We start from the raw sequence: 21,313 nt of genomic DNA on the forward strand, positions 1-21,313 counted from the left end.
ACAGGAAAGGGCAAAGCTCATGGCATTCCTCACACTGCCCCGTCTCACCGCCACCCGTTCCCGCCGCAGCACGGCCTCGCTGCGCGACCTCCTCGCGCTCTATCGCGAGCGCCGCCAGCTGGCGCGGCTCGATACCCGTGCGCTGCGCGATATCGGCCTCGACCACCTCAGCGCCGATGCGGAATCGCGCCGCCCGCTCTGGGACGTGCCTGCGCACTGGCATCAAGACTGAGTGATTCCGCAGTCTTCGGCACCGGTAATGCTTGAAAAAAGCCCTGCCCTCACCGATATTATCCTCAAAGCCCCAGACCGGGGCTTTCTGGTTCACATGTCGGAGGAATGAATGGCAGAGTTTGAAACAATCCGGACGGGGGCAGGCGCCCGTTCCGCCCAGATTGACGCGGGACTTCGCGCCCATATGAACAAGGTCTACGGCACCATGTCCGTGGGCATGTTGCTGACCTTCGCCGCGGCCTGGGCCGTGGGCACGAACGAGGCGCTGTTCGCAACCCTGTTCACCGGGATCACCCGCTGGATCGTCATGTTCGCACCGCTGATCATGGTCTTCGCCTTCAGCGCAATGATCAACAAGTTCTCGGCGGCCGCCGCACAGCTTTTCTTCTACGCCTTCGCGGCCGTGATGGGCGTATCCATCAGCTATATCTTCGTGGTCTTCACGGACTACTCCATCGCCCAGGTCTTCCTGATCACGGCGGTCGCCTTCGCGGGCCTGTCGCTCTGGGGCTACACCACGAAAAAGGACATCTCCGGCTGGGGCAGCTTCCTCATCATGGGGCTGATCGGCCTGATCGTGGCCTCTATCGTGAATATCTTCCTCGGCTCGCCCGCGATCATGTTCGCGATCTCGATCATCGGCGTGCTGATCTTCGCAGGCCTCACCGCCTATGACACGCAGGACATCAAGAACGACTATCTCGCCCATGCCCATCACGGCGACAGCGAATGGCTCGGCAAATCCGCGATCATGGGCGCGCTGCGCCTCTACCTGGACTTCATCAACATGTTCATCATGCTGCTGAACCTCCTGGGCGCACGCGAATAACCTTTCGCATCAGACAACACAGCCAGGGGCCGGTCACTGCGACCGGCCCTTTTTCGTGGGGCCCGCCCCTTCATCTGGCCGCAAATACCTCGGGGGGTCCGGGGGGCCGGCCCCCCGGCCTTTCCCCGTCAACACCCCCCGGAATCAAAAAGGCCGCGCCCTGACGGCACGGCCTTCTGACTCTGCAGGTCGGCGCGATCTCACTTGATCTTGCCTTCCTTGTACTCGACATGCTTGCGCGCTACCGGGTCGTATTTGCGCACCACCATCTTCTCGGTCATGGTGCGTGCGTTTTTCTTCGTCACGTAGAAATGGCCCGTGCCTGCGGTCGAGTTCAGACGGATCTTGATGGTCGTCGGCTTCGCCATTTTGCTGTCTCCTGCACCGGACGCGCCCTGCGCCCGTGAAATTCGTCATGAAGCCCGCCTTTTAAAGGCGCGCGCGCCCGAGTCAACCGGTTTTTCCGGCCCTGCTCTCAGTTCGAGGACAGCCGCGTGGGCATACGATAGAAATGATGCACGCCGATCGTCGCGGTGCGCGGAAAGCTGCGCGCCCAGCGCGGATTGACCGCACGCGTGTGGTAATGGGTGGCGCCATCGGTCAACCGGCGCGGCGCGCCCGCAACCATCAGCCCGGCCACCTTGCCCACCTGCCGGAACGCCGCCTTCTCGGACACGACTTCCTCATGCCCATCGCAGGTATAGGTGAACTGACAGGCGTATTTGCGGCCCGTGCCCTGATGCACGACGCCACAGATCGAATCCGGGAACTCGACACTGTCGACCCGGTTCATGATCACCTCGGCCACGGCGAACTGTCCGCGCACGCTTTCGCCGCGCGCCTCGAAATACAGCGCCTCCGCAAGGCACTGCCATTCCTCGCCGCCCTTGACGGTATCCATCCCGGCCAGCCAGTCGCGCGAATATTCCACATCCGTCTCCGGCTGCGTCAGGTAGCTCGCCCGCCGCTCGCCCGAAATCTGGCCCAGCGCCAGCCGCTCCTGCTCGAAAAGACGCTTCACGGGCGTATCCGCAAAAGCAGCCGTGCTGAACGCCATGCAGCACATGACAATCACTCTGAACATGTTAGATCCCCCATCGCGGCCCCCAGTCGGCCGCAAAAAGTATCCGGCGCTCATAATCAATAACGCCGGGCGCGTCCAGTCCGCGACATTCCAGGGTGGAAAACGACCGAATTTCCGCCGATCGCAAGGCAGCGCCGACGCCAGGAAACAGGGCTCTAACCCCTTGTCCTTAGGCGATCCTGTCCTTCACGGCCAGCTGCGCGGCCGCCAGCCGCGCCACCGGGACACGAAACGGTGAACAGGAGACATAATCGAACCCCGCCGCCCGGCAGAAAGCGATTGATTCGGGGTTGCCGCCATGCTCGCCGCAGATCGACAGCACCAGCTCGGGCTTGGCGGCCCGCCCCCTCTCGGCCCCGATGCACAGAAGCTCCCCCACCCCGTCCACATCCAGCGTGTGGAACGGATCTTCGGGGTAAACCCCCTGCTTCACATAGGCCGACATGAAACGCCCCGCATCGTCGCGGCTCAGACCATAGGTCATCTGCGTCAGGTCATTGGTGCCGAAACTCAGGAACGACACATGCGGTGCGATATCCCCGGCCCGCAGCGCCGCGCGCGGCGTCTCGACCATCACGCCGAGACGATAGGTGAAATCCCGGCCGCTCGCGCTGCGCACCGCAGCCGCGACCGCATCGATGCGCGCCTTGACCAGCTCGACCTCGCGCATCGCGCTGACCAGCGGGATCATGATTTCGGGCACCACCGGCGCGCCTTCCCGGCTCGCCTCGATCGTCGCCTCGAAGATCGCCCGCGCCTGCATGTCATAGATTTCGGGCACGGTGATGCCCAGCCGCACACCGCGCATCCCCAGCATCGGGTTGTATTCGCCCAGCGCCTCGACCCGCCGCGTCACATCCGACAGGGGCAGGTCCAGCGCCTCGGCCAGCTCAAGCATCCCGCTGCGATCCGATGGCAGGAATTCATGCAATGGCGGGTCGAACAGGCGGATGCAGACGGGCTGCCCCTGCATGATCCGGAACAGGTCGATGAAATCGGCCCGCTGCATCGGCAACAACCGGTCCAGCGCCGCCGCGCGGTCCTCGCTTGAATCGGCAAAGATCATCTCGCGCATCACCGTCAGGCGATCCGCCTCGAAGAACATGTGCTCGGTGCGGCACAGCCCGATCCCCTGCGCGCGGAAATTCCGGGCGACCTCGGCATCGGCGGGCGTGTCGGCATTGGCCCGCACCGCGATGTCTCGCACCAGGTCGGCCCAATCCATCAGGGTCTGGAAGGATTCATCGCGCGCCGCCTCCAACAGCGGCGCCTCGCCTGCCAGAACCTCGCCATTGGTGCCGTCGATGGTGATCGTGTCACCCTTCTTCAGGATTCGCCCGTCCGGCAGCGTCAATTGCTTGCGCACCGGGTCGAACCCGATCTGCGAAGCCCCCACCACGCAAGGCAGGCCGATGCCCCGCCCGATCACCGCCGCATGGCTGGTCATGCCGCCCCGCTCCGTCAGCACGGCCACCGCCGCATGCATGCCGCGAATGTCCTCGGGGCTGGTTTCGCGCCGCACCAGCACCACCGCCTCGCCCTGCGCCGCCGCCGCCTGCGCGGCCTCGGCGGTAAAGACGATCCGGCCACTCGCAGCACCGGGGCTTGCCGCCACGCCCCGCGCCAGCACGTCGCGCGCCGCTTCCGGGTCCACCTGCCGGTGCAACAGTTCATTCAGGGCGCGCGGATCGATCCGCATCAGCGCGTCCTCACGCGCGATGATCCCGTCCTCGGCCAATGCCACCGCGATCGCCACCGCCGCGCGGGCATTGCGCGCCACGCGCACCCCGTCCAGCACATAGACCTCGCCGTTCTCGATGGTGAATTCCACCTGCATTTCCTCGCGCAGCTTGCCGCGCATCAGTTCCGTGCAGGATTTCAGCGCCGCAAAGGCCTCCGGCGCCAGCTCCTCCAATGACGGCCCGCGCGGATCGCGCTCAAGAAACAGCGCGCCCGCGCCTCCGCTCAGCGCCTCGCGCCCCTGGCTCTGGCTCAGGTAGCGCCCGGTGATCTGGCGCGCGCCGGTCTGGCTGTCCACCAGCTGCATCACCCCCGAGCCACATTCCCCCTGCCCCAGCCCGAGGGCCATCTCCTGCACGACCAGGCCCAGCCCCGCATCCGCGGGCGCACCCTTGGCCTGGCGCAGCAACCGCGCCGTCGTGCCCTCCCAGGCCCGCGCCATGGAGCGCAGCACCTCGGCCAGCTGCACGGCGGTCTGCTGGGGGAAATCCTCTTCGGTCTCGTCCTCATAGGCGCGCAGCGACTGGCCCAGCCCGACCACCGGATCGTCCGACACCTCGTCGAACATGTCCGGGTCCAGCCGCGCCACATGGATCGCATAGGATTGCACGAAGCGCAGATAAAGCTCCGCCGCCGCCACCTTGCCCAGCCGGTCGCTCAGCTGAACGAACTTGCCGTCATTCATGCCGATATTCAGCACCGCACCCGGCCCGCCCCAATCCGGGTCTTCCGATGACGGGCGCACGCATAAAAGCGCCTCGGAATCGAACGGCGCCAGCAGCGCCTCCATGTCGGGCATGTCGCCGGCGGCAATTCCATGCACCGCGTTGAACGACAGCGCGATGGTGCGCGGCACCGGCAGCTCAAGTCGCACCAGCCGCTGAAGGCACTTCGCGCGCCCGCCGTGGGTATGCGCCGCCATCGGTGCCGAGGCCGTGATCAGGGTGATATCTGGATCGCTATGCTGCACTGCGGCACCTTTCCTGAGTGGGCGCAGAATACGCGCGATCCGCCACATGGCAAGGGGCAGGCCGAAAAGATTCCCGCCCGCCCCCGCAACGCTGGGTCATTCACAACCGCAGAGCACCCGATCCGTCCCGCAAAGCCATTCTGTACATAAACGATCGCGCGCGCGGCGAATCCTGTACAAGACCCGCGTACAAACCGGACGTTTTGTACACCGCTGTCGCGCGCCGCGCCTAGCCTTCGAGGCGCGTCAGATCGGCAGCTTGAAGGCAGATATCGCGGATGCGGCTCAGCAAATTAAGGCGATTGCGGCGCACCGTCTGGTTGTCCACATTCACCTGCACCGCGTCGAAAAACGCATCCACCGCAGGCCGCAGCCCCGCCATAGCCCCCATCGCCGCCGCGAAATCCTCGGCCTTCAGCGCCTCGGCGATCTGTGGTTCGGCCGTGTCGAGAGCGGCGAAAAGTGCTTTTTCCTCAGTGGTTTCCGCGAATTTCACATCGGCGCCAAAGGAATATTCCACCCCGTCCTTTTCCTCGGCCTGCGTCAGAATGTTGTTGGCCCGCTTGAAGCCCTGCAACAGGTTCTCGCCATCGTCGGTCTTGAGAAAATCGCTCAGTGCCGTCGCCCGGCGAACCAGCAGGGTCAGGTCGTCATTGCCGGGCATCGCAAGGCAGGCATCGATCACGTCATGCCTGAGCCCTTGATCTCGCAAGTGGACTTTCAGGCGGTCATGGAAAAAGGCCAACAGGTCCGTGCTCAGGTCAGGCACCTGTCCGCCCACACTGCGCAACAGGCTGCCCTCGCCCGTCTCCGGCGCGCCATCCTTGCCCTGCACCTTGTCCATCACCGCATGAAACGCCGCCCCGAACACCCCGCGCTCCGCGATTTCCTTCAGAACCTCTTCCAGCGTATCGATTTCACCTTCGCTCGCTCGGGCGCGGTGAAGGCTTATCTTGTGCCTCAGAAGCTGCGCATCAATATATCTGTCCAGTTGGATCCGGTATCCGCCATCCAGCACGATGCGGATAATACCCAGCGCCGCGCGCCGTAGCGCAAAGGGATCCTTCGATCCGGTCGGCTTTTCGTCAATCGCCCAGAACCCGGTCAGCATATCCAGCTTGTCCGCCAGCGCCACCGCCGCCGACACCGGCGCACCCGGCACATCATCCGACGGCCCAAGCGGCGCGTAATGCTCTTCGCAGGCGGCCGCGACCTCGGGTGGAAGACCCGCGGCCTCGGCATAATAACGCCCCATAAGCCCTTGTAATTCAGGGAATTCATAGACCATTTCCGAGCTCAGGTCAGCCTTCGCGACCCGCGCCGCCTGCACCACCAGACCGGGATCGGCCCCCAGCTCCGGCGCCACCTCGCCCGCCAGCGCACCGATCCGCGCGATCCGCGCCGCCTGCGTTCCCAGTTGGCGCTCGAAGGTCACTTGGCCCAGATGCTCGATCCAATCGTCCATCCCCGCCCGCGCAATGCGCAAGTCATTCTCCCAAAAGAACTTTGCATCCGACAGCCGCGCCGACAGGACCTTCTGATTGCCCGCCAGAATGGTTGCACCGTCATCCTCGGTCTCGATATTCGCGACCGTGACAAAGCGTTCGATCCGCCCGCTCTTGGGGTTCCTCACCGAAAAGAACTTCTGATGTTCCTTCATCGAAGTCTGAAGAACTTCGGCAGGCAGGCTCAGGAAGGTCTCGTCGATCTGGCCCATCAATACCACGGGCCATTCCACCAGCCCTGCGACTTCTGCAAGAAGCCCTTTATCTTCAACGACTTCCATGCCCGCCGCGAAAGCCTGATTGGTGGCATCCTGCCAGATATGATCGGCCCGTGCCTGGGCATCCAGGATGACATGCGCGCGCCTGAGCTTCGCCTCGTAATCCTCGAAGGACGTGACGGAAAACCGCCCCTCGCCCATGAAGCGATGCCCCTCGGTGCTGTCGCCCGCGCGAAGCCCGTCAACTTCGAGATCGACCACCCGCGCCTCGCCGCTCTCGTCGGTCAGGATGCACAGGATCGAATGCAGCGGGCGCACCCATCGCAGGCTGCCCGCCCCCCAACGCATCGACTTGGGCCAGGGAAAGTCACGGATCACCGCTTCGAGCACCTCGGCGACGATCACATCGGCAGGCCGGCCGGTCTTGGTGATCGTGGCCACGTAAACCTGCCCCTTCTTGTCGTCGCGGATTTCCAGATCGTCGCGCGTCACGCCCGCGCCGCGCAAGAAACCCTCGATCGCTTTTTCTGGCGCATCCACCCTTGGCCCCTTGCGTTCCTCGCGGGTGGTCGGGCTTTCGCCAAGCACCCCCTCGAGCGCCAGGGTCAGACGTCGCGGTGTCGAAAAGGCCTGCGCGCCCGCATAGGTCAGACCGGCCTCGACCAGCCCGTCAGTCATGCGGCTCCTGAGCGCGTCGGCGGCGCGGGCCTGCATGCGGGCGGGGATTTCCTCGGAGAAAAGTTCGATCAGAAGATCAGGCATATCAATCAGTTCCCATTCGGGGGTTCGGGGCAATCTTCGGGCACCGGCTGGCCGTCGAACACGACCTCGCCGCAATGGTTGATCTGGTGCCAGACATAGCCGCGCCCGTTCTCGGTGACGGCAACGACCCGGTCGATACCGTATTCGATATCCTTCTCGCCCAGAAAGGCCAGCGCGCTGCCCTGTTCCAGGGCGGCGCCAATCGCCTCGGCGTCGAAACAGTCGAACCATCCCGGCGCCACGCGCGGCTCGGCCTTCTCGTAGGCGACATAGGTCTCGCTCAGCATTGCCTGGCTCGCCCCGGTGGAAAAGCAGGCGCGGTAGCGGATCGGCGAGCTGTCGGAATCGATAGCCCGGAAATCATCATAGAGGATCGCCTCGGGTTGCCCGGACACCAGCGATGTCATTTGCACATCGTCGCGCCCATTGGCCGGCACCTCGTCGTAAAAGGCATAAACCTGCAGGTAATAGAGCGCCACACCCGCCACCAGCGCGGTCAGCAGGATCGCGGCTGCAAGGAATTTTCCCATCAGGCAGCATGCCCCCCGGCTTCGGTGGTGACAAAGGCATCGGCGCATTGCTTGGCCAGAGCCCTGACCCTGCCGATATAGGCCTGCCGCTCGGTCACCGAAATGACACCCCGCGCATCGAGCAGGTTGAAGATATGGCTGGCCTTGATGCATTGGTCATAGGCCGGATGCGCCATCACGATGCGCTGGCCGGTCTTGGGGTCATCGGCGGGCTGCGCGAGGATCGCCTCGCATTCGGCTTCCGCCTCCTGGAAATGGCGCAGCAGAACCTCGGTATCCGCCACATCGAAATTCCAGCGGCTGTATTCCTGCTCTGTCTGGCGGAACACATCGCCATAGCTGAGCGGGATCGGCGCGCCGGGATCGTTGAACGGCATTTCCATCACGTGATCGACGCCCAGCACATACATCGCCAGACGCTCGAGCCCATAGGTCAGCTCGCCCGAGACCGGATGGCAATCATGCCCGCCGACCTGCTGGAAATAGGTGAACTGGCTCACTTCCATCCCGTCGCACCATACTTCCCAGCCAAGCCCCCAGGCACCAAGCGTCGGGCTTTCCCAATCGTCCTCGACAAATCGGATGTCATGCAGCGCCATGTCGATACCGATCGCCTCGAGACTGCCCAGGTAAAGCGCCTGAAGGTCGGGCGGGCTCGGCTTGATCAGAACCTGGTACTGGTAATAATGCTGCAACCGGTTGGGGTTCTCGCCATAGCGCCCGTCGGTGGGACGGCGCGAGGGTTGCACATAGGCCGCCGCCCAGGGCTTCGAGCCAAGCGAACGCAGCGTCGTCGCCGGATGAAAGGTCCCTGCCCCGACTTCCATGTCATATGGCTGCATCATCGCACAGCCCTTGGCCGCCCAATAGGCTTGCAGCCGCAGGATGACCTCCTGAAAACTGCGTGGCTTGCCGGTCTTTTCCACCATGATCGCCTCCGGGCACACCCTGAAAATCGCCGCTCTTACCTACGGCCCCGGCACGGCAGGGTCAATTGCGCGGCTCACCATATTTTTGGGTGCATGCCGGTGCAGATTTGCTAAAAGGTTTCAGAGCAGCTTTCAGAACACGACGGGCAAGGGGCAAAGGGTCTACATGGTACGGATTTTCATCGCGTTGGTTTGCGCATGTCTTCTTGCGGCTCCGGGCGCACGCGCACAGGAGAACGACCCCGTATGGGTCCAGATCGAGGCTCAGCCCAGCCTGGCCGAGGCCCGCGCGCGCATCCGCGACTACGCCGCGCGACTGGAAGATGTGAACGGCTTCTCGCTGGGCGGGGGCTGGTATGCCGTTGCGCTTGGCCCCTATGCCCGTGACGACGCCGACAGCATCCTGCGCAGCCTGCGCCTTCAGGGGTTGATCCCGCGCGACGCCTATATCGCGCGCAGTTCCGATTACCGTCAGCAATTCTGGCCCATTGGCGCCAATGCGCTGAACCAGCCTGCCCTCGATCTGAACGCCCCGCCCGCTGAAACCGCGCAGAACGACCCGGCATCCGAGGCAAACGAAGCCACCGCCGTGGCCGACCCTGCTCCGCTGGAAACGCCCGCCGCGATCGAACCGCCCGATGAAACCCCGGCCGAGGCCCGCGCCAGCGAAAGCGAGCTGACCCGCGAAGAGCGCGCCCTGCTGCAAGAGGCGCTGCAATGGTCAGGCCATTACGCCGGCGCCATCGACGCCGCCTTCGGCCGTGGCACGCGCGCGTCGATGGCCCGTTGGCAGGAGGCCAACGGCCACGAGACCACCGGCATCCTGACCACCGGCCAGCGCCGCGAGCTTCTGGCGCAGTATAACGCGGTGCTCGAAGGGCTGGGCCTTGAACTGGTGCGCGACGAGGATGCTGGCATTGCCGTCGAAATGCCCACCGCATTCGTCGCCTTCGAGAAGTACGAACCGCCCTTCGCCCATTACGTCGCCAGCGGCGACGTCAACGCCCGCGTCCTCCTCATCAGCCAGCAAGGCACGCAGGACACGCTCGCGGGGCTTTACGACATCATGCAGACGCTCAGGATCGTCCCTGAAACCGGTCCGCGCTCGCTGGATGGCGACAACTTCACGCTGATCGGCGAAGGCGCGTTGCAGATCACCCATGCGCAGGCATGGCTCGAGGATGGGACGATCAAGGGGTTCGCCCTGATATGGCCCGCCGGAGATGAAGAGCGCCGCACCCGCCTTCTGGGCCGGATGCAGGACAGCTTTACGCGGCTTGACGGCGTGCTGGACCCGGCTGCGGGCTCCGCCATGCAGAACCTCGACCTTGTGTCGGGCCTCGAAATTCGCAAGCCGCGCCTCAACCGCTCGGGCTTCTACGTCGATCAGGGCGGCACGGTCGTCACTACCGCCGACGTAGTCCAGGGCTGCACGCGCATCACCATCGACGATGCCCACGAGGCCGAAGTCGCCACCCGCGACGACGGGCTGGGCATCGCCGTGCTGCGCCCGCTTGAAACGCTGGCCCCGATCGCCGTGGCCGCCTTCCAGCAGGCGGTTCCGCGCCTGCAATCGGATATCGCTGTGGCCGGGTATTCCTATGGCGGCGTGCTGGGTGCGCCAACCCTGACATTCGGGCATCTGGCCGACCTGCGCGGGCTCGACGGCGAGGACAACGTGAAACGCCTCGCTCTCAACGCGCTTGATGGCGACGCTGGCGGCCCGGTCGTGGATGCCGGAGGCGCGGTTCTGGGCATGTTGCTGCCCAATCCGAGCGACGAGCGCAAACTGCCGCAGGGCGTCAGCTTCGCCGCCGACGGCGCAGTGCTCAAACGCCTTCTGGAAGAGGCCGGGATCACGCCCTCCAAGACCTCGGACACCGACCAGATCGCGCCCGAGGCGCTGACCGACCGCGCCGCCGGCATGACCGTTCTGGTCAGCTGCTGGGAATAGGGCTCAGGCGATATCCGATTTGACACGGATCAGCGTCGGACCCTTGGCGCTGAACGCCTCGGTCACCGCGCGCGCCAGTGCCTCAAGGGTCTCGGGCGCCTCGGACCTCGCCCCGTAAGCCCGCGCCAGCGCGCAGAAATCCGGGTTATGGGCCTCGACCGCCTTGGGGGCGATCTGCGAGCGGATCATGTGATCCTCGATCTCCTTGAGCTTGCCATTGTCCCAAAGCAGGATTGGCAAGGGCAGTTCCAGCTCGACCGCGACCCCAAGCTCGGGCAGCGTGTATTGAAAGCCGTAATCGCCTGCGATGCACATGGTCGGCAGGCCACGCCGCGCCACCGCACCGCCGATCGCCGCCGGCATGGCATAGCCAAGCGTGCCAAAGCCGTTGGGATGATGCCAGAGCCCCGGCGCATCCAGCTCCCAGATCTCGTTTGAGGCATAGGCGATTTGAGTCATGTCCGAAAAGATCATCGTCCCCTCGGGCAGGCTCTTGCGCAGCGTGTCGCAGACCGCCCCGATACCGGGAAGCTGCGCCTCGACCTCGCTTTGCCAGCGCCCGCGCGCCGCGTCGATCTCGGCCTGTTTCCAGGCGCTCTCGCCGCCCGGCGCGATGGCGTCGCACAGCGCCGCGATCGCGGGCTCGGCGCGCGCCGCGATGGCGATATCTGCGCGCTGCATGTCCGACAGGACCTCGGGGTCGATATCCACCCGGATCAGCGTGCCCTCATGGCCCAGATGATCGCGCCAGTGATCCACCTCGGCCAGCTCGCTGCCCACGGCCAGAACCACATCCGCCTTGGCGATCTCGGCCGCAGATCCGGGCCGCGCGAGGAAACTGCCATAAAACAGCGGCGTGCCCGGCGCAAAGATCCCCCGCCCGGCATATGTGGTGAAACAGGCCGCGCCAAGCGCCTCGCGCAGCCGGTTGAGCGCCGGGGCGGCGCGGCGCGCCCCGCCCCCTGCCACGATCAGCGGACGGCGCGCCGATTGCAGCGCCGCAATCGCCGCGCTCATGTCGGGCAATGCGTTGCCCGCCACGACGGGTGCATCGCATGGCGGCGCCGGCGGCGCGTTGCCTTCAAGCAGGTGGATCGGCACCGACAGCGCCTTGGGGCGCGGGCGCGCCAGCGCGAATTCGGCCATCGCCCGGTCGATCAGGTCATAGGCGGCCTTAGCCGACCCGGCGGTCTCGGACCAGTCGGCCACGGTGCGCGCGGCGCCCGCCTGATCCTTCATCTGGTGCAACTGCCCGCGCCGTGCCGCCGTTTCATCGAGACAGGAGGAAATCACCAGCATCGGCACACTGTCGGAATAGGCCTGCCCGATCGGCGTCATGATGTTGCACAGCCCCGGACCGGTGATCACATAGGCCACCCCCGGCTTCCCGCTGGCGCGCGCATAGCCATCGGCCATGAATCCTGCGCCCTGTTCGTGGCGCGCCAGCACATGGGTAATCCCGGCCTCCTCGATGCCGCGATACATTTCCTGGTTATGAACGCCGGGAATGCCGAAAATCGTATCGACGCCACGGGATTTGAGCATATGGCTGATTTGCGCGCCAAGGGGTCGGGAAGTCATCAGGTTCTCCAAAAGCTGAAGGTGAAAAGCACGAAAACGGCCATGATCTCCAGCCGCCCGATAAGCATGGCGAAGATCAGGATCCATTTCGCGGCGTCGTTCAGGCTGGCAAAATTGCCAGCCGGTCCAATGATATCGCCAAGGCCGGGGCCGACATTGGCCAGCGCCGTCGCGGCGCCTGAAAGCGATGTGACGAAATCCAGCCCCGTCAGCCCCAGCGCCACAGCGAACACGCCAAGCGAGACGATGAAAAAGACGAAAAACGTCATCACCGAATTCAGGACATCATCCTCGATCGTGCGGCCCTGGAAGCGCGGGGTAAAGACCGCATGGGGCGAATGGATCCGGCCAAGCTGCGCTTTGACCGACGCGAACAGGATCTGGTAGCGGAAGACCTTGACCGAACAGGCGGTCGATCCCGCGCAGCCCCCGATCAGCCCGACGAAAAAGAACACCGACACAAGGAACGATCCCCAGCCCATGTAGTCCACGCTGGCATAGCCTGTGCCGCTGATGATCGAGGTGATGTTGAACGCCGCCTCGCGCAGCGCCTGCTCGGGATGGTGCGGAAAGATCGACATCAGGACCGTGGCCGTCACCACCACCAATATGCCGATGGTCAGCAGGAAGGCCTGCACCTGGCTGTCATGAAAAAGCGAGCGATTGCCCGCGATCAGCTGCACATAGCGCACGAAGGGCAGCGCCGCGAGGATCATGAACACCGTCGCAACCCATTCCGCCGCGCCGGAGAACTGCCCGAAAGAGGCGTCGTAATTCGCGAATCCGCCCGTCGATACGGTTGTCAGCGCATGCACCGTCGCGTCAAACGCGTTCATGCCCGTCAGCACATAGGCGGCGATGCACAGCAGGGTGATCCCGACATAGATCGTCGATATGCTTGATGCGATCTGGGTGGCGCGCGGCAGGATCTTTCCCATCGTGTCGAACGCTTCCGAGCGGAACACCTGCATCCCGCCGACCCTCAGCTCGGGCAGAAACACCATGGCGACCACGATGATGCCGATACCGCCCAGCCATTGCATGATGCCGCGCCACAAGAGCAGCCCCTTGGGCAGCGCATCGAGGCCCGACAGCACCGTCGAACCGGTGGTGGTCAGGCCCGACATCGCCTCGAACACCGCATCCACGAGCCGCGCCTCGGTCGCACCCAGCATGAAGGGCAAGGCCGCAAAGAACGGCAGGATGAACCAGACGCCGGTGGTCAGAAGAAAGGTCTGTTGAATGGTCAGCCCGGCGCGCACACCGTCGCGGCATGCCAGCGCCACAAGACTGCCGATCAGGATGGTCAGGATCGCGCTCTCGGCGAAAACCGCCCAGTGGCCAAGGCCTTGGGCGATATCGACCAGCATCGGAAACAGCATGGCCACGCCAAGCGCCATGACCAGCAGGCCGACAACATATCCGACGGGGCGCATATCCAACATGACGCGCAGAGTTGGCCTCGCCCTGTCCCGCTGTCAAGCACGATACCGCGCCCGGCCGGAGGAACCGGCCGGGCCGCGTCAGTTCCGACGATCAGACGTAGAACAGATCACGATAGACATGATGCACGATATCGTCGCGCCGCAGGCCCATGCTGGCCAGTTCCTCGTCGCTCTTGGCTTCAAGTGCTTCGATCTTGTCGCGGCGAGACGCATGATGCGCATGTGCCTCAAACCCCACGGCCAAGGCATTGGACATGCCCTTGAGCCATTCAAGCACCCGTGCGGGCGCATGCGAAATGTCGGTTGTCAGAGTTGTCATATTGGAAACCTCACGAGCTGTCTCTGCTTTCAGGTTTCCTCCCCACCCCAAATCTAGGTCAGCAGCGCTGACTTTACCACCGACGATTGCTCATGCCCGCGATGCACTGAGCGCAAGGCCCGGCGCGCGCGTCACGCCTGGCCCGAGCCCGGTGCATCGGTGCGCGCCGTGCTTTTGGACACGGGCATCGCCGGGGGCTTTGAGGGCGCGCGCGGGCGTTTGACCTGTTCCTTGCCGGTCTCCGAAACGGTCGCGGCGGCGTTGGACGGGCTTTCGGGTGTGACCTTGACCTTGGCTTTGGTGTTGGCGTCGGTCCTGTCACCCGCCTGCACTGCGGGGCGCGGCGCCTGACGCGGGGCCTTGCGCTGCGCGGGTGGGCTGGCCTTCGGCGTCGCCTTGGCGGCCGGCGCCGCTGCCGGGCTCGCCTTGCTAGGGGCCGACGCCCGCACAGGCACAGTCACAAGGAAGGGATTGCCCGACACTGCCGCGCGTCCGAATTCCTGCGCGACGCGCATGTTGGTGTGGATCAGGTAGCCATAAAGGCGCATGCCGGCAGCCGAAAGCATGAGGGGAGTCGTCACGGATGTCATCGGTTTCTCCTCGGAGTCTGGTGGTGGTGCTGACGCTAGGCCGCGTCTGTGACATCAGGATAAAACACCGTCGCCCCGGCCCCGCGTCACGAATGCGCACAGCCCCGCGCGCCGTGCTTTCATGATTGCAAAACACGCATCATCGACCCGGCCGCACAAGAATGAGGCAGATGCGCAAGCCACGCGGGATGCAGTCCGGCCTCAGCCGACGTGGAACAGGGTGCTGAACAGGCGCGGGTCGATGCTGTCGCTGGCAAAGGTGTCGCCTTCGGTCAGCAAGCTCACCGCGTCATGGCTGTGCAGGCTTTCCTGATGGCTGGCGACGATGCGAAAATCGCCGATCCGCTCGTCTTTCAGCAACTGCTCGCAGAACAGCCGCGCCGCGTCCTCGACAAAGATCGGGTTGGCGGCGTTGAGCTCGGCAAAGGCCTGCTCGTCCTCGCGCTTGACCATCACCTGGGTTTCGGTCGGCACCGCCTTGCGCGCGATTTCGATCAGGTCCTCGAACCACAGCATCGCATCGCCGGCGATCTCGACCGATATCCGCGCCACCGAACGTTGCGAATGCGGCGTCGCCAGTTGCCCGCGGGTCTGGCGGGCATGTTCGCTCAGTTCCAGCGAGCAAGGGCAGGTCGACGAATAGACATAGTCGAAATGCATGAACTTGCGCCGCACCCCGCCCGATTCCGCCAGTTCCATCGCGATATCGTAATACTGGTATCCTTCCAGCCCCGACCGCAGCGACGACAGCTTGACCGGATAGGAAAAGCGCATCTGCAACCGCGCGTCGATGGTGTCGAGATCCGAGATGTAATCGTCCAGCGCCGCTTCCATCACCTCGTAGCTGAAGGTCTTTTCCGCATGACGGTAAAAGCTGCGCATGATGCGCGACATGTTGATGCCCTTCTTGCCCGCCTCAAGGCTGACCGTGCCGGTGACCGACGTCTGCAACGTAAGATCGCCATTGTCGCGGGTGTGAAAGCGGATCGGCAAGCGGAAATTCGAGATGCCGACATGCTGCAAATGCTGCTTGGCGCCACGGATCAGGGAACTGGGGCCGTTCTGCAGATCGGGCATCGAATTGCGATAGGCCGTATCGACCTCGAAACTCTCGGGATAGGTCCGCGACAGGTCGGGATAGTTCACCCTGTCACGCCCCGGCAACAGGCGCGAGATCGCCGGATCGAGATCCGCAACCTCTTCGGGTGTGGCCTGCCCGGCCCATGCCCGCAGGCGTTCCAGCGCCGCCTTGGCTTCGTCGCGATCCGGCATATCCGACATTTCCCGCGTATGGATGTTCATTTCTGGCCCCTTGTCTCCCGGTGCCTGTGATATCTAATCACGCGGCGAAAATAATTCCAATTTCGAAAGGAAATACGCCGGAAGCGACCGGATGGATCATTCCTTTTCCCGCGCCGCCTCCAGCGCCTGCATGATATCGGCGATCAGGTCGTCGCTGTCCTCGATCCCGACCGAAAGCCGCACCAGCCCGGGCGTGATGCCAAGAGCGGCCTTCTGATCGTCGGGCAGGCGCTGATGGGTGGTGGTCGCCGGATGCGTCGCGATCGACTTGGCGTCGCCCAGGTTGTTCGAGATCACCACGATCCTGAGCGCGTTCAGAAAGCGGAACGCCCCCGCCTGCCCGCCTTCGATCTCAAGCGCGACAACCGTGCCGCCCTTGCCCATCTGGCGCAGGACCAGATCGTGCTGTGCATGGCTCGGATGACCCGGATAGATCACGCGCACGAGGCCCTTCTGTCCCTCAAGCGCTTCGCTCAGCTTGAGCGCGGTCGCGGCCTGCGCTTCGACCCTGAGAGTGATCGTCTCAAGCCCCTTGAGCATGATCCAGGCGGTGAATGGCGACATCGAACCGCCTGTATGCTTCATGTAGGGCTCGACCGTGCCGCGGATGAAGTCGCGCGTCCCCAGGATCACACCGCCAAGCGCGCGCCCCTGCCCGTCGATATGCTTGGTCGCCGAATAGACAACCACATCGGCACCCTGCGCGATGGCGCGCGAAAACACCGGCGTCGCGAAGACATTGTCCACGATCACCGTCGCGCCGACCTCATGCGCCAGCGCCGCGACCGCCTCGAGATCGACCAGTTCCAGCGTCGGATTGGCGACCGTTTCAAAGAACACCGCGCGCGTGTCCTTGCGGATCGCCGCGCGCCACTGCTCCAGATCCGGCCCGTCGACGAACGTCACCTCGACCCCGAAACGCGTCAGCACCTCGTCAAGAACGTAATGACAGGAGCCGAACAGCGCCCGCGCCGCGACCACATGATCTCCCGCTCTTAGCATCGAGGTCAGCGCCCCGCTGACCGCCGCCATGCCGCTGGCGGTGGCGAAAGCGTCCTCGGCGCCTTCCAGCGCGGCGATGCGTTCCTCGAACATCGCAACCGTCGGATTGCCGTAACGCGCATATATGAACTCATCCGGGCCCGCCTCGAGAAACCGCGCCGCTGCCTGCTCGGCACTGTCATAAACGAAGCCCTGGGTCATGAAGATGGCTTCGCTGACCTCGCCCCACTGACTGCGGCGCGTGCCGCCATGCACCAGCTTCGTGCGCGTCTTCCAATCCTCGTCCATCGTCATCCTCCTGGGCGCTCGGCCCAAATGAAAAAACCCCCGTCGCGGTCAAGCGAAAGGGGGCTTTCATCCTGACCTCTTTAGCGGAGTTGTTTTACGTGGCCCGCAATCCGGTAACAAATCGCCACGCCGCCGATTTACTCCTGGCCGCGTGGCGCGTCAACACCGTCTCGTGCCTTTTACATTTCATTCAAGAAACCGTCGTAGTCGTCCTCTACCTCGAAGCTACCAGATGTAGTGGCGACTCGAGCATCATGCCCTTACTGAAAATCAATTCAGGCCCGGACGGCCCCGTCCTTCACACCGGGCAGGATTCCCCCCTCGGCCCCACGCTGGCGCAGGCGCTGCGCCACGGGCGCGGTCCGGTCGTGATCATGACCCACGGTTACAAATTCGCGCCCGGTCACGGGCTCGACTGCCCGCACCAGCACATCCTCTCGCTCGACCCCGCCTGCCGCAGCTGGAAAGCGATGAGCTGGCCGCGCGCCCTTGGGTTTGGCGCAGGCCAACGCGACGAAGGCACCGGCATCGCCTTCGGCTGGCCGGGGCGTGGCACCATCTGGCAGGCCTATCGTCAGGCCGAGGTGGCCGGCGCCGCGCTGGCGCAGCTGATCGAGATGATCGCCCGGATCGCGCCCGACAGGCCGCTTCACCTGCTGGCGCATTCACTTGGGGCGCGCGTCGTTCTCGGGGCGCTCGAACGCCTGCCCGAGGGGCGTGTCGGCCGCGCGATCCTGCTGTCTGGTGCCGAATTCGGCAGCCGCGCCGCCGAGGCGCTCAGCCGCGGCGCCGGGCGCACCGCCGAGATCATCAACGTCACCAGCCGCGAGAACGACCTGTTCGATTTTCTGCTGGAGCGGCTGGTCACACCGCCCGCGCGCGGCGACCGCAGCCTTGGCCACGGCCTGCCTGCCCTGCCAAGAACGCTGACCCTGCAACTGGATCATCCCGACACCCTGACCGCGCTGGCGTGCGCGGGCTTCAAAATCGAGCGCCCCAAGGCGCGGATCTGTCACTGGTCGTCGTATCTTCGCCCCGGCGTGTTCGGGTTCTATCGCGCGCTGCTGCGCACCCCCGAGGCGTTGCCGCTGCCGCAATTGCGCGCCGCCCTGCCCGCCGAGCCCGATCCGCGCTGGTCGCGCATCCTGAGCCTTCCATATCCTGAAACATGCAATTCCGGCTGGCGCGGCGCTGCGACCTGAGCGATCAGGCTGCCTTCTCGTGAGGCGGCAGCACCATCAGCACCATGAACCAGTAGAACCCGTGCAGGAACAGCACGAAGACCGGCATCACGGTGATCCAGACCGCCAGCGTCTCGCCCGCGATCAGCAACTCGTTCACCGCGATCACCATCGCCGCCGCCAACGCGTTGACGCGCAGCAGGCTGACCCGCTCGACCGGCGCGCCATCCGCGCTTTGCTGCGGCACGACCCGTTCCAGCATGTCCTTCTCGCGCCGGATTCCCAGGACCATGATGACCAGGAAAAAGACGCACATGCCCGTCAGCGCGCGCTGCGTGAACAGCGGATCGTTCAGCCACAGCTGAACCCCCGCCAGCGTCACCAGCCCCAGGACCGGCCACATCAGCATGCCGGGCCTGCCGCTGCGAACCTTGCGCAGGCTGAAGGCCGCGTCCGGCAGGTTGCGCCAGATCGCATAGGCCTCGGCCACCACGACCGCCATGACAAAGGCGCGATCCTCGTGCACGCCCATCTGTCCCAGTGCGATCCACAGGATCAGCATCATCAGGACAGGCAGGATATTCTCGGCCCGGATCGCCGGGATCGAGGTCGTCGCAAACCAGAGGCGGGTCGAAAGCTTGTGTATCATGCCTCCGGCTTAGGCCGGAAATCTGGCCAAAACCGGGCAACGATTTGTGTTTTCCGAGAAACCGGATTCAATCGGGGCCACGCGGCGCGCGCTCAGCTCTCCTTGTCCTCCTGGCCATAGTCGCGAAACAGCCGCCCCTGCGCCATGAAGAACACGAAGATCGCCGCCGTCAGGCCGAAGGTCTTGAAATAGACCCAGGTTTCCTCGCTCATGGTCCGCCAGATCAGCTCGTTCAGGATCGCCAGCCCGAAGAAGAACAGCGCCAGCCGGCGGGTCAGGATCATCCAGCCCTCATGCGACAACGGCATCACGCCCTCCATCACATATTGCAGCCATGACCGCCCCCGCAAAAGCCCCGCGCCAAGCACCCCGGCGAACAGGAGGTAGATAATCGTCGGCTTCATCTTGAAGAAACGCGGATCGTTGAACCATACGCTCAGCCCGCCGAACACCACGATCAGCACGGCGGTGACGACCTGCATCTTCGACAGGTGCCCGGTCAGGCGCCACAGCACCCCCATCGCCAGCAGGAACACCGGGATGAACCCGGCCGTTACGACGATGAACCCGTCATATTCGGTCCCCCCGATGGTGAACACACGGTCCTTGAGAATGAGATACGCGGCGAAGAACGCCAGGATCGGCCCCAGTTCCAGCCCGGTCTTCAGCATCGGATTGATCTTTCGCTCTTCCATCAAAGGCCTCGTTTCCTATCCGCCCAGTTCAACTATCACAGCGCCCGCCGCAATCAATGCCATTAGGGCAATCCGGCGCGGACCAACGGTCTCGCGCAGCACCAGCCACCCGATCAGCGCCGCGAAAACCGTCGACGTCTCGCGCAGCACCGCCGCCTCGCCCACCTTGTCGAGCCGCGTCGCCAGCATGATCGACCCGAAGGAAAAGAATGCCACGACGCCCCCGATCAGGCCCCGCAACAACAGCGGCCCCGGATGCGGCGGTGCAAGCATCCGGCGCCATCGGATCACCGCATAGAACGGCAGCACGATCCCGTCGATCATGAAGAACCACGCGAGGAAGGTGAACGGATCGGCCGACGCGCGGATGCCATAGGCATCATAGGTCGTGTAAAGTGCTACGAACATCCCCGTCGCCACCGCCAGCATCAGCGCCGCGGGCAGGTTCTCGCGGTTCACCGTCAGGTTGCGCAGGTTATAGACCGCAAGCCCGTAGATTCCCGCCAGCAACACCAGAACGCCCAGCCATTGCACCGGCGTGAATCGCTCGCCGAACAGCAGATAGGCGCCGATCACGGTGAATAACGGCCCGGTGCCGCGCACCACGGGATAGACGACGGTGTAGGCGCCCTTCACATAGGCATTCGCCTGCAGGATCTTGTAGGCCAGGTGGATCGCGAAGGCGCAGCCGAAGATCGGCCACATATGCGGCTCGGGCCAGGGTACCACGAAAAACGCCAGCGGCGCGGCCATCAAACCATAGCTGCCGTCGATGGCGCCCCGGCTCAGCCAGGGATCGTGGCGACCTTTCTGAAGCGCACCGAACACCGCATGCAAAAGCGCCGCCAGCAGCGCCAGCACCATCGCAAGGTGATGCCCCGCCGCCGTGCCTTCAAGCGAGATCAGCCAGTTGCTCAACCCCATCTCACTGCACCCACCCCGCAAACCTGCTAGGCTGGCCCGATGACAAGGATTCGCCCGATGGAGGACGCATGATCGAACAGGCACTCGAAGTAATCGCAAAGGAGCTTTCCGGCACCTTTGCCGCGGTGCCGCCCCTGGTTGCGGCCACGCGGCTGTTGGCTGCCCTGGTGCTTGGCGGGCTGATCGGCTTCGAGCGCGAGTGGGTCCGCAAACCGGCCGGACTGCGCACCCACATGCTGGTCTCGATCGCCGCCTGCCTTTTCATCATCGTCAGCCAGCAGCTTGCCCATCTTCCCTTTGGCGACAAGGATGCGCTGCGGGTCGACCCGCTGCGCCTGATCGAGGCGGTGACCGCCGGGGTCGCCTTTCTGGCGGCCGGGGCGATCTTCACCTCGGGTGGCAAGGTGCACAACATCACCACGGGCGCGTCGATGTGGCTGGCCGGTGCGATCGGCCTCGCCTGCGGTGCCGGGCAAATGCCGCTGGCGCTGATGGTAACGGCAATCGTTCTTATCGTGCTGATCGCGCTCAGGGTGGCCGAACCCTCGCAAGACGAAGACCCGGACGCGCCTTCGGACTGAC

Annotated in this window: 20 protein-coding genes and 1 riboswitch; of the genes, 5 read left to right on the forward strand and 15 right to left on the reverse strand. The window is 64.4% G+C overall.

What is annotated here, in order from left to right:
* Positions 1–19 precede the first annotated feature (19 nt).
* Together ROH8110_RS13220 and ROH8110_RS13225 are read left to right on the forward strand one after the other, a co-directional pair.
* The gene (locus ROH8110_RS13220) at positions 20–232 is read left to right on the forward strand and encodes a DUF1127 domain-containing protein (RefSeq protein ID WP_085818500.1); all 213 of its coding nucleotides are present in this window, start codon (positions 20–22) and stop codon (positions 230–232) included.
* 111 nt (positions 233–343) lie between these two features.
* Complete coding sequence (locus tag ROH8110_RS13225) at positions 344–1,063, forward strand: Bax inhibitor-1/YccA family protein (RefSeq protein ID WP_085818201.1); 720 nt, start codon at positions 344–346, stop codon at positions 1,061–1,063.
* Positions 1,064–1,263: 200 nt separating this feature from the next.
* On the opposite strand, the gene rpmG is transcribed toward ROH8110_RS13225, so the two are convergent.
* The 6 genes from rpmG to ROH8110_RS13255 all read right to left on the reverse strand — a co-directional run bounded on the left by rpmG (position 1,264) and on the right by ROH8110_RS13255 (position 8,801).
* Entirely contained in the window at positions 1,264–1,431 is a 168-nt protein-coding gene (gene rpmG, locus ROH8110_RS13230) for a 50S ribosomal protein L33 (protein WP_039682682.1), read from the reverse strand.
* Between the two features lie 107 nt (positions 1,432–1,538).
* On the reverse strand, positions 1,539–2,147 hold the full coding sequence (locus ROH8110_RS13235) for a cell wall hydrolase (RefSeq protein ID WP_085818202.1): 609 nt from the start codon (positions 2,145–2,147) through the stop codon (positions 1,539–1,541).
* A 169-nt stretch (positions 2,148–2,316) separates the two neighbouring features.
* Positions 2,317–4,809: a putative PEP-binding protein gene (locus ROH8110_RS13240; protein WP_245962871.1), complete on the reverse strand. Its 2,493-nt coding sequence runs from the start codon at positions 4,807–4,809 to the stop codon at positions 2,317–2,319.
* A 277-nt stretch (positions 4,810–5,086) separates the two neighbouring features.
* Entirely contained in the window at positions 5,087–7,342 is a 2,256-nt protein-coding gene (gene glyS / locus ROH8110_RS13245) for a glycine--tRNA ligase subunit beta (protein ID WP_085818203.1), read from the reverse strand.
* A 5-nt stretch (positions 7,343–7,347) separates the two neighbouring features.
* Positions 7,348–7,872, reverse strand: coding sequence for a DUF6446 family protein (locus ROH8110_RS13250; protein WP_085818204.1), 525 nt, complete (start codon positions 7,870–7,872; stop codon positions 7,348–7,350).
* Complete coding sequence (locus ROH8110_RS13255; RefSeq protein ID WP_085818205.1) at positions 7,872–8,801, reverse strand: glycine--tRNA ligase subunit alpha; 930 nt, start codon at positions 8,799–8,801, stop codon at positions 7,872–7,874. The genes ROH8110_RS13250 and ROH8110_RS13255 overlap by 1 nt, the downstream gene beginning before the upstream one ends.
* 166 nt (positions 8,802–8,967) lie before the next feature.
* Between ROH8110_RS13255 and ROH8110_RS13260 the strand changes: the two genes are divergently transcribed.
* Entirely contained in the window at positions 8,968–10,755 is a 1,788-nt protein-coding gene (locus tag ROH8110_RS13260) for a trypsin-like peptidase domain-containing protein (RefSeq protein ID WP_085818206.1), read from the forward strand.
* 3 nt (positions 10,756–10,758) lie between these two features.
* Here the strand turns inward: ROH8110_RS13260 and ROH8110_RS13265 are convergent, their stop codons facing one another.
* The 6 genes from ROH8110_RS13265 to metZ form a co-directional block, all read right to left on the reverse strand.
* Complete coding sequence (locus ROH8110_RS13265) at positions 10,759–12,336, reverse strand: 5-guanidino-2-oxopentanoate decarboxylase (RefSeq protein ID WP_085818207.1); 1,578 nt, start codon at positions 12,334–12,336, stop codon at positions 10,759–10,761.
* Entirely contained in the window at positions 12,336–13,781 is a 1,446-nt protein-coding gene (locus ROH8110_RS13270; RefSeq protein ID WP_085818208.1) for a TrkH family potassium uptake protein, read from the reverse strand. Before ROH8110_RS13270 ends, ROH8110_RS13265 begins: the two co-directional genes overlap by 1 nt.
* A gap of 91 nt (positions 13,782–13,872) precedes the next feature.
* Complete coding sequence (locus ROH8110_RS13275) at positions 13,873–14,100, reverse strand: hypothetical protein (RefSeq protein ID WP_085818209.1); 228 nt, start codon at positions 14,098–14,100, stop codon at positions 13,873–13,875.
* A 131-nt stretch (positions 14,101–14,231) separates the two neighbouring features.
* The gene (locus ROH8110_RS18730) at positions 14,232–14,690 is read right to left on the reverse strand and encodes a hypothetical protein (RefSeq protein ID WP_170156508.1); all 459 of its coding nucleotides are present in this window, start codon (positions 14,688–14,690) and stop codon (positions 14,232–14,234) included.
* 201 nt (positions 14,691–14,891) lie between these two features.
* On the reverse strand, positions 14,892–15,992 hold the full coding sequence (folE2, locus tag ROH8110_RS13285; RefSeq protein ID WP_085818211.1) for a GTP cyclohydrolase FolE2: 1,101 nt from the start codon (positions 15,990–15,992) through the stop codon (positions 14,892–14,894).
* A gap of 96 nt (positions 15,993–16,088) precedes the next feature.
* Positions 16,089–17,282, reverse strand: coding sequence for an O-succinylhomoserine sulfhydrylase (metZ, locus tag ROH8110_RS13290; RefSeq protein ID WP_085818502.1), 1,194 nt, complete (start codon positions 17,280–17,282; stop codon positions 16,089–16,091).
* 59 nt (positions 17,283–17,341) lie between these two features.
* Positions 17,342–17,420, reverse strand: a riboswitch (SAM riboswitch).
* A 116-nt stretch (positions 17,421–17,536) separates the two neighbouring features.
* Between metZ and ROH8110_RS13295 the strand changes: the two genes are divergently transcribed.
* Positions 17,537–18,484, forward strand: coding sequence for an alpha/beta hydrolase (locus tag ROH8110_RS13295; RefSeq protein WP_085818212.1), 948 nt, complete (start codon positions 17,537–17,539; stop codon positions 18,482–18,484).
* A gap of 4 nt (positions 18,485–18,488) precedes the next feature.
* Here ROH8110_RS13295 and ROH8110_RS13300 read toward each other — a convergent pair whose 3' ends face one another.
* From ROH8110_RS13300 to ROH8110_RS13310, 3 genes are all read right to left on the reverse strand, one after another.
* On the reverse strand, positions 18,489–19,112 hold the full coding sequence (locus tag ROH8110_RS13300; RefSeq protein ID WP_085818213.1) for a hypothetical protein: 624 nt from the start codon (positions 19,110–19,112) through the stop codon (positions 18,489–18,491).
* A 92-nt stretch (positions 19,113–19,204) separates the two neighbouring features.
* Positions 19,205–19,807, reverse strand: a complete 603-nt coding sequence (locus ROH8110_RS13305; RefSeq protein WP_085818214.1) for an inner membrane-spanning protein YciB — start codon at positions 19,805–19,807, stop codon at positions 19,205–19,207.
* A gap of 15 nt (positions 19,808–19,822) precedes the next feature.
* Positions 19,823–20,725 (reverse strand): EamA family transporter, encoded by a 903-nt coding sequence (locus ROH8110_RS13310; protein WP_085818503.1) that lies wholly within the window; start codon positions 20,723–20,725, stop codon positions 19,823–19,825.
* Between the two features lie 74 nt (positions 20,726–20,799).
* On the opposite strand from ROH8110_RS13310, the gene ROH8110_RS13315 reads away from it, so the two are divergent.
* A complete protein-coding gene (locus tag ROH8110_RS13315; RefSeq protein WP_085818215.1) occupies positions 20,800–21,312 on the forward strand; it encodes an MgtC/SapB family protein in 513 nt (170 codons plus the stop codon).
* Position 21,313 lies beyond the last annotated feature (1 nt).

Origin of the sequence: Roseovarius halotolerans, from assembly GCF_900172255.1 — a bacterium.
In the GTDB taxonomy this organism is placed as follows: Bacteria; Pseudomonadota; Alphaproteobacteria; order Rhodobacterales; family Rhodobacteraceae; genus Roseovarius; species Roseovarius halotolerans.

What these genes read in the sequence shown, in the direction of transcription:
- ROH8110_RS13220 (WP_085818500.1), top strand. Translation starts at nt 20, where the DNA reads ATGGCATTCCTCACACTGCCCCGTCTCACCGCCACCCGTTCCCGCCGC.
- ROH8110_RS13225 (WP_085818201.1), top strand. Translation starts at nt 344, where the DNA reads ATGGCAGAGTTTGAAACAATCCGGACGGGGGCAGGCGCCCGTTCCGCC.
- rpmG (WP_039682682.1), bottom strand. Translation starts at nt 1,431, where the DNA reads ATGGCGAAGCCGACGACCATCAAGATCCGTCTGAACTCGACCGCAGGC.
- ROH8110_RS13235 (WP_085818202.1), bottom strand. Translation starts at nt 2,147, where the DNA reads ATGTTCAGAGTGATTGTCATGTGCTGCATGGCGTTCAGCACGGCTGCT.
- ROH8110_RS13240 (WP_245962871.1), bottom strand. Translation starts at nt 4,809, where the DNA reads ATGGCGGCGCATACCCACGGCGGGCGCGCGAAGTGCCTTCAGCGGCTG.
- glyS (WP_085818203.1), bottom strand. Translation starts at nt 7,342, where the DNA reads ATGCCTGATCTTCTGATCGAACTTTTCTCCGAGGAAATCCCCGCCCGC.
- ROH8110_RS13250 (WP_085818204.1), bottom strand. Translation starts at nt 7,872, where the DNA reads ATGGGAAAATTCCTTGCAGCCGCGATCCTGCTGACCGCGCTGGTGGCG.
- ROH8110_RS13255 (WP_085818205.1), bottom strand. Translation starts at nt 8,801, where the DNA reads ATGGTGGAAAAGACCGGCAAGCCACGCAGTTTTCAGGAGGTCATCCTG.
- ROH8110_RS13260 (WP_085818206.1), top strand. Translation starts at nt 8,968, where the DNA reads ATGGTACGGATTTTCATCGCGTTGGTTTGCGCATGTCTTCTTGCGGCT.
- ROH8110_RS13265 (WP_085818207.1), bottom strand. Translation starts at nt 12,336, where the DNA reads ATGACTTCCCGACCCCTTGGCGCGCAAATCAGCCATATGCTCAAATCC.
- ROH8110_RS13270 (WP_085818208.1), bottom strand. Translation starts at nt 13,781, where the DNA reads ATGTTGGATATGCGCCCCGTCGGATATGTTGTCGGCCTGCTGGTCATG.
- ROH8110_RS13275 (WP_085818209.1), bottom strand. Translation starts at nt 14,100, where the DNA reads ATGACAACTCTGACAACCGACATTTCGCATGCGCCCGCACGGGTGCTT.
- ROH8110_RS18730 (WP_170156508.1), bottom strand. Translation starts at nt 14,690, where the DNA reads ATGACATCCGTGACGACTCCCCTCATGCTTTCGGCTGCCGGCATGCGC.
- folE2 (WP_085818211.1), bottom strand. Translation starts at nt 15,992, where the DNA reads ATGAACATCCATACGCGGGAAATGTCGGATATGCCGGATCGCGACGAA.
- metZ (WP_085818502.1), bottom strand. Translation starts at nt 17,282, where the DNA reads ATGGACGAGGATTGGAAGACGCGCACGAAGCTGGTGCATGGCGGCACG.
- ROH8110_RS13295 (WP_085818212.1), top strand. Translation starts at nt 17,537, where the DNA reads ATGCCCTTACTGAAAATCAATTCAGGCCCGGACGGCCCCGTCCTTCAC.
- ROH8110_RS13300 (WP_085818213.1), bottom strand. Translation starts at nt 19,112, where the DNA reads ATGATACACAAGCTTTCGACCCGCCTCTGGTTTGCGACGACCTCGATC.
- ROH8110_RS13305 (WP_085818214.1), bottom strand. Translation starts at nt 19,807, where the DNA reads ATGGAAGAGCGAAAGATCAATCCGATGCTGAAGACCGGGCTGGAACTG.
- ROH8110_RS13315 (WP_085818215.1), top strand. Translation starts at nt 20,800, where the DNA reads ATGATCGAACAGGCACTCGAAGTAATCGCAAAGGAGCTTTCCGGCACC.